Origin of the sequence: Variovorax gracilis (assembly GCF_030317115.1) — a bacterium.
GTDB classification, from domain to species: Bacteria; Pseudomonadota; Gammaproteobacteria; order Burkholderiales; family Burkholderiaceae_C; genus Variovorax; species Variovorax gracilis.
In genome coordinates this window covers 41629-49817 of the sequence record NZ_JASZYF010000038.1, presented here as the reverse complement: position 1 = coordinate 49817, position 8189 = coordinate 41629, and the positions used below count along the sequence as shown (strand labels likewise).

Here is an 8189-nt window from a genome sequence, read left to right as displayed (position 1 = left end):
CAACACCTTCAATCCCTTCGGCACCACCAGGCCGGGATTCAACGGGGTGCTGATCGGCGCGACGATTCCCGTTGCCGGGTACGACCTGATCCGCGTCTCGTATTCGGCGGTTAGGTACAACAACACCAGCACCAATGTGCTCGGCACGACCGCCGACTTCTTCGGCTTCAACAACCAGCCGGAGGCCGACAAGTTCGCGATCGGGTACGTGTACAACTTCTCCAAGCGCACTGCCGTATACGCGACCGTCGCCTACCTGAGCAACAAGAACGGCGCCGCCCTGACGGTCGGGGGCCCGGCCTATTTCACGCCGGTCATCAATGGCTTCGCGCCGGTGCCGGACAAGTCGTATGGCTACGACCTGGGGCTGCGCCACTCTTTCTGACCTCGGCTAAGGCTGCGCAGTCCTGGCCGATTTAGGCCGCAGCGCAGGCGGGAACACGACATCGACCACGTTCCGGGAGGGCGTTTCAAGGGGAGACAACGGTTCGATCAGCCACTTGCCCCCGCTGTCGTCGTAGATTGCCAAGGCGCACGCAATGGACGCTTCGTCGTGAAACCGGATGACCGGTTTGATCGCGGCTGGCGGGGGCGTCGTGCGCTGGTCCCGGGCGGTCGCGAGGACGTCCTCTATCTGAGGGACATTCGCGCCCAACTTCTGCCATTTCGGTCGGATCTGCCGGGCTTCGTTTCGTCTTTCAGGGCCGTAGATCTGCATGTAGACGGTGATGCCTTGGCAGACCTTGACGGGGCCAAGCGCCGCCGTCCGCTTTGCCTGCGTCTTGGCCGGAGGACTGTCTTCCTGCGCGGCCGGGTCGGCGATGGGCACTCCCCTGTCCTTGAGGTTCTTCAGGTCGAGAATTCCCGTCCACTTGCAAGGCCCGCTCCGGGCGGCCAGCGCGGCATCTTCAGTCAGCGAGGCGCCCCCCGCCGCCGTCCTTGCCATCTCCCGCTTCTTGAATGCCACAGGGTCGCAGGGGTGCGCGCTGGCGAGAAACGCCGCCGTGGAATAGTCATAGGCCCAGTAGTGGGGAGGTGGGACCGAGTTGTCCCGCTGGGAAGGCGGAAGGCACCCTGCGACACGCCCTTCCACTATCCTGCTTTGACTGTTGAGGAGCTCCGTGCAGGCAAAGGGTCGTTCGTTCGCATCCAGCGCGCTGCACTCGCTGACCGCAGTCTGGTAGAGGTTCTGAGCCAGCTGAGACCGTGTGAACCACGCGGCCTCATGGTTGGGGCAGAGGTTGTCGGCGGTGCGGACCAGGGCGGCGGCCAGCTTGCCTGCCAGCAACGCGGACCTCTCGGGCTTGTCCGCGGGACTTGCCTCCCCGTAGATGTCGGTCAACTCCTTGAGTGCGCCGCGCTCGTCGGCCAGTTGCTTGGCTTGCGAGGTCTTGAAGCCGTCGAGCGCCTGCCACACACCGACGCTCAAAGTGGCGATCGCGCCCAGGCTCAGCGTGGTGCTCACGGCCGTCGCCGTGCTGATTCGCGATGGAAGCCGGGAAATCGCGGTTCCGTTGGGCTTGGGCGCGTCTCCGGTTTCCTTGGATTTGGCGGCGAATGGCCTGCAGTCATCATCCTCGAAGTAGAGCTCGCGGTTCTCGACGAGCCCTTCGATGAACTCCTTGTTGAGTCCGGCCCCGAGAAAATAGCCGAGGTGAAAGTAGCTCTCCCACTGGGCTTCGGAAAAGAACTGGTCGGCGGTCGTCTGCTGGGGGAACTCCTTGTTCTGTGCCTTGAAGTTCACCAGGTCGATCGGCAGCCCGGCGCAGGTATTGGGCTTCACGACGATCATCACGCCGCGGCGGCCCCCCGGATACTCGATCCTTGCCAATGCAAGGCACGCCGTGCTCGTCGGTGACTTGAGGTCATCCAGGGACCCGAATTGCTCAAGCACAGCGGGCCTCGAGTCCTCGGTGGTCGCGCGGTGCAGTCGTTCGGCAAGCGCCAGATAGGGATGGGGCCGTTGAAAATAAATCTCCGTGCGCAAGTCGATGCGAGCCTTGCGAACAAGGTTCTCCAGATCGCCGAACTCATACTTGGGGTCGGCCCCGCAGTCGGCGATGACGATGACCTCGGTCCGCTCTGCCAACAGCACGTAGGCCCCGGTGTTCTCGAAATGGCCCCCGTCCGTCAGGAACCAGTCGGCACCTTCCGAGCCGTCGAATTGCCCGAAGGTCTCCCTCAGGAGCCCGAGTGGCTTTGCTGCGAAGCGCTTCAGCGTGAACCCGGATGCCTCGCCGTTGGCGCGCTTCTTCAAGTCCCACCAGTACCCCAGCCGCACACCTGCGAACGTCATGAGTGCCGAGATGCCGCCTCGCGTCATGCTTCCGAGGCCAGGCGCGATCGCGGCGCCGGAAATGGCCATCCAGCTTCCCAGGCTCAGCGATTCGTAGTCGCGCTGGTCCTTCCATCCTTCCACTGACTTTTGCATCTTCCCTCCAGACGCAACAGCCAGTGCAAGGCCCCTGCGGTCCTGGTTGAACAAGCCCCCTCGCGGGTCCTCGGTCTGGTTGACGCATACGTTGATGATGTGAATGGGCCCGCCATGCGCTTGCGGCCGATACTTGTCCATCGCGATGTCGTCGCCACCCCGGATGGATTCGATCTCCTTTCCTTTCCAGGACGCTGGAAGCTTCCGAGGCACTTTCTCGAGGGAGCCGAGGCCGAGCGCAGAGTCGAAGCGGTGCCCGTTGGCCGCGCCGAGATAGCTTCGGACCAGGCGCGCCTTGTAGAAGGCGTGAAGCGATGATGCGTTGAGAAAATCGACATCACGCCCGGTGAGGAGCAGGTAGACGAACGCCGGCACGAACACCATGGCCATCGTGACCCAGGCATCCTGGAACGCCAGCCCGCCCCGGGTGAAAGCGGACCCCAGCACGGCTCGGTGGACCAGCGACACCCACCAGACCGCCAGGCCGAAGGCAAGCGCGTAGCCAAGAATTCTGCCGAGCACGACCACGATGGCCGTGCCCCCTTTTCCCGGAATCAGGTTCGATGCCAGCGGAAAGCCGATTCGAACGACGGCAGCGGCGGCGGCAAGTCCGACACCCGCTCGGGCGAGGTCCTTGAACTCGAATGCAAGAAACCAGGCAGTCCGGTCCACGAGGCCGGCGATCGCGACCAGGATGAAGATGCGAAAGACAAAGGCAAGGTGGCGCGTGAGCCAGGTGTTGGCCGTCTCGCTGGCTCTGAGTTCGTTCTTTTGGCGCGCTGCGAAAAGGTAGAGCGCAGCGAGAGGTAACGCGAGGAGCCACGTGCCGACCAAGCCGAGGATGGCGATCCACAGCACCGAACGCAGGCCGTCGCCCACCTCGCTGTTGGTGTTGTGAAGCGCTTCGTGCAGGGCTCGACTGGCCCCGTAGAGCTTGACGCGAAGGCTGTCGCTCAGCGAAGCGGAATGCTCCACAAGTAGCCCGCCGGAGAGCCAGGCGCAAAAACAGAAGGCCCAAAGCAGGAAGACCATGATCCAGAGCCAGAACGCCACGTCGCCGCGCTTGGCGACACCCATCGCCCAGTAGGCGGAACCGATGACGAGCCCCACCAGTGCCAGCGCTGGCAGAACGGTGAGCCACGCGGTCGGAATCCAGTCGGCCAGCCAGCGTACGTATCGGAAGCCATCCGGAAAGTCATATCCCGCTTCGACCAACCTCGACCAGACGCCCAAGTCCAGCGCGGCCAGGGCCATGCCCAGCGTGACCGCGACGAGACCCAGTTCGAAATGCACGCCAACGAGATTGCGCAGGAACAGGGCGGCAACGAAGGTCGTGTCCGCGGCGCCTCGGGGTATGAGGTAGCGTCCATTCGCACGAAGCCACCAGAGAAACCACTTTCCGTCGGCCTTGGCCAGCTTGGACTGGACCGCCTGGACTTCCTCGGTGCTCTTGGCCCACGAGAACAGGCGCCCGAGCGTGCTGCCGATATAGCCGCCTCCGGATACGGTCGACAGGATGTCGAAGCGCAGAAGCAGGTTGGACTTGGCGAGCGCCTGCAGCAGGCCGAAGCAGAATGTCGCGCTTCTTATTCCCCCTCCCGAGAGAGCCAGGCCCCACTTCCTGGAGGCATCTGCCGGAATCGATTTGTCGCCGAGCTTGCTGCGCCGCTCGCGAACTTCCTCATCGATGTAGATGCGCGAAGCGGCGCCAGGGGCCGCGGCGCTCTCGGGACTCGTCCCGGCCTCTGTCGCCCGCGGCTTCGCGTCGGCGGCCACCTTGTTGTCGAGAGCAGTCATCGGCAGTCCTTCCTGAGATGCGACGCGCAGGCATCTCTTGCCTTCCATGTAGGGGCGAATCTAGGCTCGCCGCGTGCTGATTTCATCCCCTGGCCGGTGGAGGATCGACACCCTTCGACGAGTAGACTTCCCGCTCGCATGCGCGATCCTGATCGGCATGGCCCGCTCCGACGCCTGGAGAATGAAATGTCCAAGATTGCGAGCGCCGCACTTCTGTGCGCCCTGATCGTCCTGGTGGGCTGCTCGGGCACGCCGCCCCCGCGGCAGTTCTCCGTGTGCTCGACGCAGCCCGGGACCTACGCCTGCCAGGTCGAGCGCATGGCGCGCGCCGGCGGCTGATGAAGCCGTCCTTCTGTCAGCCCTGCGACGCCGGCGGCAGTTGCGGATCGGCGTAGCTGAACTGGTTCGGAACCGGCAGCGCCAGGTTCGAGTAGGAGAACGACATGCTGATGTCCATGGCCCGCACCTGGTGCCACCAGCCCAGCGGCAGGAACATCGTCTCCCCCGGCTCGACCACGACCTCCAGCACGCGCACACCCTTGAACAGCGGAAACTGCGTCAGGTCGACCGCATCCAGATCGATCGGGCTGAAGACACCGTTCGTGTTGTACAGGCGCGGCCCCTGCAGCGGCGAGATCAGGCGCCAGCGCTTGCGTCCGACGACCTGCGTGTGGAACAGCATCAGCGTGTCGTGATGCAAGGGAGTCACGGTGCCGCCGGGTCCGAACCAGAACGACGAGCGCTCGGCCAGCTCGGCGCGGTTGCAGCAGGGCGGCAGGCTGCCGATGTCTCGCAGCAAAGGCGCGAAGCCGGGCCGGCGCAATGCCTCGTTGTTGGCGGTGAGGTAGTAGTCGTTGCTCACCCCGCCGCGCACCACCTGGTCGACGAACTCACCCAGGCGGACCGCGCGCCGGTGCGACAGCTTGTCCTCCTCGTAGCGCGGGTTGGCCTGACGCTCGGCCTGGATCTCGACATCGAGATGACCGAAGCGCGCCTTCAGGTCGGCCGGCGACCATCGCTGCATGGCGGGCCAGTCCCGCGCGTGTCCGGTGAGGACCAGCGGGCGGCATCCGCGCACATAGCGGTGCAAGAACTCGTCGTCGGACACCACCGCGCGCTTGTCGACCGCGCCATAGGTGGAATCGAACTCCCACAGCAGTTGCAGGTTGGCAACCGTCGATTCCAGCTTGCGCAGCAATTGCGCCTGGCGCTTGGCAGCGATGTAGATCGGGTTGCCCGGCACGAGGCCGATCACCGACGCGCTGGTCTCGCGGTCGAGGCCGGCGGCGCTCATGACTTCGAGCATCGATTCCGGCGTGCAGCCGCGCAGGTGTTGCTCGGCCACCCAGCCCAGCCACCGCAGCGACTCGAGCATTTCGGCTGCTTCCGCCTCGTTTGCCGCTGGCGCTTCCGTCGCCGGCGGCGTGCTGGCCTCCGCTTCGCCGGTGCTCGGGCGTGGCGGAGGAGGGAGTGGGGGCAGATGCTTCACTGGGAACTCCTCTCTGGGCATCGGGAAGGCCAGGCGCCGTCGGAAACAGCCATCCGGGAGCGACGGCACCTGCATTTTCCAAGGTGGCCGGAGGCAAAAAAGCCCGGGAAGCCGGAACCCCCGCCCCAACTTGCTAAAGTTTGCATCGTTTCGCATCCCCGCCGGCCATGCCGGCGGGCGGAATCGCGTTGTTTTCCAACCCACCTAGGGCCGCCATGACCGCCGCAAAATCCCAGATCATCTACACCCTCACCGACGAGGCACCCCGCCTGGCGACCGCCTCGCTGCTGCCCATCGTCAAGGCCTTCGCCGCGCCGGCGGGCATCGACGTCACGACCAGCGACATCTCGGTGGCTGCCCGCATCCTGGGCCAGTTTCCCGAAGCCCTGACCGAAGCGCAGCGCGTCCCCGACAACCTGGCCGAACTGGGCAAGCTCACGCTGCGGCCCGACGCCAACATCGTCAAGCTGCCCAACATCAGCGCCTCCGTGGCCCAGCTGAAGGCCGCAATCAAGGAGCTTCAGGACAAGGGCTACAAGATTCCCGACTACCCCGAGAGCCCGAAGACGGACGAGGACAAGGACATCCGCGCTCGCTACAACAAATGCATCGGCAGCGCGGTGAACCCGGTGCTGCGCGAGGGCAACTCCGACCGCCGCGCGCCCAAGGCCGTGAAGGAGTTCGCCCGCAAGAACCCGCACAGCATGGCCGAGTGGAGCCAGGCGTCGCGCTCGCACGTCTCGCACATGCACCACGGCGACTTCTATCACGGCGAAAAGTCGATGACGCTCGACAAGGCCCGCGACGTGAAGATGGAACTCATCACCAAGAGCGGCAAGGCCATCGTGCTCAAGCCGAAGGTCTCGCTGCTGGAGCGCGAGGTGATCGACTCCATGTTCATGAGCAAGAAGGAGTTGGTCGATTTCTACGAGCGCCAGATCCAGGACGCCCACAAGACCGGCGTGATGTTCTCGCTGCACGTGAAGGCCACCATGATGAAGGTGTCGCACCCCATCGTGTTCGGCCATTGCGTGAAGATCTTCTACCGCGAGGCCTTCGAGAAGCACGCCAAGCTGTTCGAGGAGCTGGGCGTGAACGTCAACAACGGCATGGTCGACCTCTACAACAAGATCGCCACCCTGCCCCAGAGCACGCAGGACGAGATCCGCCGCGACCTGCACGCCTGCCACGAGAACCGCCCCGAGCTGGCCATGGTCGATTCCGCCAAGGGCATCACCAACTTCCATTCGCCCAACGACGTGATCGTGGATGCCTCCATGCCCGCGATGATCCGCAACGGCGGCAAGATGTACGGTGCCGACGGCCGGTTGAAGGACGTGAAGGCCGTCATGCCCGAGAGCACCTTCGCCCGCATCTACCAGGAGATGATCAACTTCTGCAAGTGGCACGGCGCCTTCGACCCCAAGACCATGGGCACGGTGCCCAATGTCGGCCTCATGGCGCAGCAGGCCGAGGAATACGGCTCGCACGACAAGACCTTCGAGATCTCCGAGGACGGCGTGGCCAACATCACCGACCTCAACACCGGCGAAGTGCTTCTCAGCCAGGACGTGGAAGCGGGCGACATCTGGCGCATGTGCCAGGTCAAGGACGCGGCCATCCGCGACTGGGTGAAGCTGGCAGTCTCGCGCGCGCGCAACTCGGGCATGCCGGTGGTGTTCTGGCTGGACGCCTACCGCCCGCATGAGGCGCAACTCATCACCAAGGTGAAGATGTACCTGCACGAGCACGACACCGCCGGGCTGGACATCCAGATCATGAGCCAGGTGCGCGCCATGCGCTACACGCTGGAGCGCGTGGTCCGCGGGCTCGACACCATCAGCGCCACCGGCAACATCCTGCGCGACTACCTGACCGACCTGTTCCCCATCATGGAGCTGGGCACCTCGGCCAAGATGCTGTCGATCGTGCCCCTGATGGCTGGCGGCGGCATGTACGAAACGGGCGCCGGCGGCTCGGCACCCAAGCACGTGCAGCAACTGGTCGAGGAGAACCACCTGCGCTGGGATTCGCTGGGCGAGTTCCTCGCGCTGGCCGTGAGCCTGGAAGACCTGGGCATCAAGACGAACAATGCCAAGGCCAAGGTCCTGGCGAAGACGCTCGATGCCGCCACGGGCAAGCTGCTGGACAACAACAAGGGCCCCTCGCCCAAGACCGGCCAGCTCGACAACCGCGGCAGCCACTTCTACCTGGCGCTCTATTGGGCCCAGGCCCTGGCCGAACAGACCGAAGACAAGGAACTGGCCGCGCACTTCAAGCCGCTCGCCGAGGCGCTCGGCGCCAGCGAGAAGAAGATCGTGGACGAGTTGGCCGCCGTGCAAGGCAAGCCCGCCGACATCGGCGGCTACTACCTGCCGGACGCGGGCAAGACCGACGAGGTGATGCGGCCCAGCGCCACGCTGAACGCGGCGCTCGCGACCGCGGCGGCCTGAGCCGCTGGCACGAACGGCG

General features: G+C 64.8%; 5 protein-coding genes. 3 read left to right on the top strand and 2 right to left on the bottom strand.

Annotated features, from left to right (window positions below):
* A partial coding sequence (locus QTH97_RS33025) for a porin (protein ID WP_286572815.1) occupies positions 1 to 385 on the top strand: 385 nt, incomplete at its 5' end.
* Positions 386 to 391: 6 nt separating this feature from the next.
* On the opposite strand, the gene QTH97_RS33020 is transcribed toward QTH97_RS33025, so the two are convergent.
* Complete coding sequence (locus QTH97_RS33020; protein WP_286572814.1) at positions 392 to 4228, bottom strand: patatin-like phospholipase family protein; 3837 nt, start codon at positions 4226 to 4228, stop codon at positions 392 to 394.
* A gap of 186 nt (positions 4229 to 4414) precedes the next feature.
* Between QTH97_RS33020 and QTH97_RS33015 the strand changes: the two genes are divergently transcribed.
* The gene (locus tag QTH97_RS33015) at positions 4415 to 4567 is read left to right on the top strand and encodes a hypothetical protein (RefSeq protein WP_286572813.1); all 153 of its coding nucleotides are present in this window, start codon (positions 4415 to 4417) and stop codon (positions 4565 to 4567) included.
* A 16-nt stretch (positions 4568 to 4583) separates the two neighbouring features.
* On the opposite strand, the gene QTH97_RS33010 is transcribed toward QTH97_RS33015, so the two are convergent.
* A complete protein-coding gene (locus QTH97_RS33010) occupies positions 4584 to 5717 on the bottom strand; it encodes a cupin-like domain-containing protein (protein WP_286572812.1) in 1134 nt (377 codons plus the stop codon).
* Positions 5718 to 5932: 215 nt separating this feature from the next.
* Between QTH97_RS33010 and QTH97_RS33005 the strand changes: the two genes are divergently transcribed.
* Positions 5933 to 8170: an NADP-dependent isocitrate dehydrogenase gene (locus QTH97_RS33005; protein ID WP_286572811.1), complete on the top strand. Its 2238-nt coding sequence runs from the start codon at positions 5933 to 5935 to the stop codon at positions 8168 to 8170.
* The last annotated feature ends 19 nt before the right edge of the window (positions 8171 to 8189 follow it).